The organism is Bartonella sp. AA86SXKL (genome assembly GCF_042196885.1).
In genome coordinates, this window is sequence record NZ_JBHIRE010000443.1 from 1 (window position 1) to 301 (window position 301).

Annotated in this window: 1 protein-coding gene; it reads right to left on the reverse strand. The window is 45.8% G+C overall.

The window, feature by feature from the left end:
• Window positions 1–301, reverse strand: a 301-nt coding sequence (locus tag ACFIO5_RS12535) for a glycine--tRNA ligase subunit beta (protein WP_375705581.1), incomplete at both ends; no start/stop codon positions are given.

The following is a 301-nucleotide window of genomic DNA, read 5'->3' on the forward strand; positions in this document are numbered from 1 at the left end:
TTGGAGCCGGTAGGTTTTTCATTAATAAGCCAAAAACCGACGAGCATATCAATTTTATCAGCGAGCGCAATTGTGATAGCAACAGGTTCTTGCGGAATACGATCTGTTGGTCCTAGAGGTTTATAATGGTCTTCAATTGCTTCAGCTATGCGAGGATCCTCTCCTTGAAGGAGGGCATATTTTCGCCCCATGAGTCCCTGCAGTTCAGGAAATTCTCCGACAACTTCTGTTTGCAAGTCAGCTTTTGCGAGTATTGCAGCACGTTTAGCTAAGAGAGGGTCTGCTTGCACTAAGGGGGCAA